This is a genomic window from Burkholderia sp. LMG 13014, assembly GCF_905232215.1.
Lineage (GTDB): Bacteria > Pseudomonadota > Gammaproteobacteria > Burkholderiales > Burkholderiaceae > Burkholderia.
Genome location: NZ_CAJNKE010001053.1, coordinates 1 through 1,077, shown reverse-complemented (window position 1 = coordinate 1,077; position 1,077 = coordinate 1). Strand labels below are relative to the sequence as shown.

Here is a 1,077-nt window from a genome sequence, read left to right as displayed (position 1 = left end):
CGTCGAGCGCGTCGTCGCCGAGGGTATCGGGGAAGCGCCGCCCCCACGCATGCGACGTGCGGATCTCGTCGTAGATCGTCTGCGCAATCCGGCGCGCGCCGGCCGCATCGGGCGGCTCGATCTCGTACACGTTCATCCGGTTGAGCAGCGGCTCCGGAATCGCGTGCGCCTCGTTCGCGGTCGCGATCCAGATCACGTTGCCCGCATCGATCGGCACTTCCGCGAATTCGTCGATGAACGCGCGCGCGGTGTCGTGTTCGAGCAACGCGTACAGCGCGCCGAGCGGATCGTATTGCGCGTCGCTGCCGGCCTTGTCGATCTCGTCGACCGCGATCACCGGGTTCGCGTAGCTGCCGTTCACGAGCGCATCGAACACCTTGCCCGGCTTCGCGTTCTTCCATTGCGACGACGCGCCCGACAGGATCCAGCCGGCCGTCAGCGAACTCATCGGCACGTAGTGGTACGCGGTGCCGAGCAGTTGCGCGAGCGCCTTCGCAAAGTGCGTCTTGCCGATGCCCGGGGGCCCGAGCAGCAGGATCGGCATCAGTTCGAGCCGGTCGTCCGTTTCGAGGCACAGCGCGACCTGCTTGCGCACGTCGTCGAGCGGCTCGGCGAAATTGGGCAATGCCTCGCCGAGCGCGTCGAACGACGGCATCCGGTTCGGCTTCACGCAGAAGCGCAGATTGCCTGTCTTGAGCATCCTCTCGTAGGTGGCGCGCAGTGCGTCGCTCGCGCTCTCGTTCAGGTCACTCAGCGCCGTCTCGACCTGCTCGAGGTCGTACACCGTGCTGAAGGACGCCACCGCCAGTTCCTGTTTCACCATCGCCGTCGTCATACCAACCTCGCTGCCGCTTGCTGTCACACGACCATCAGACCCTTACGATTTCAGTGTAGCGATCCCGCATCCCCGCGCAAGCAAGCAGCCGCGCGCGTCTGCTGCTAACACCCCGCGCGCGCTGCACGCCGGCGCGCCGCGGCGTATGATCGTCGGTTCACCCACCTGCCGCACCGGCCTTGCCGACCGCGCCCGCGCGGCGCGTCGGACCCCGTCCCGAAGGTATGCCGATGTCCGTTCCC

At 67.0% G+C, this 1,077-nt stretch carries 2 protein-coding genes; one reads left to right on the top strand and one right to left on the bottom strand.

The genetic code is table 11. From position 1 onward, the window contains the following. Positions 1–835, bottom strand: an 835-nt coding sequence (locus tag JYJ84_RS37325; RefSeq protein ID WP_205190359.1) for an AAA family ATPase, incomplete at its 3' end; no start/stop codon positions are given. On the opposite strand from JYJ84_RS37325, the gene JYJ84_RS37320 reads away from it, so the two are divergent. Further along, positions 786–1,077, top strand: a 292-nt coding sequence (locus JYJ84_RS37320; RefSeq protein WP_205190360.1) for a hypothetical protein, incomplete at its 3' end; no start/stop codon positions are given. The genes JYJ84_RS37325 and JYJ84_RS37320 overlap by 50 nt on opposite strands.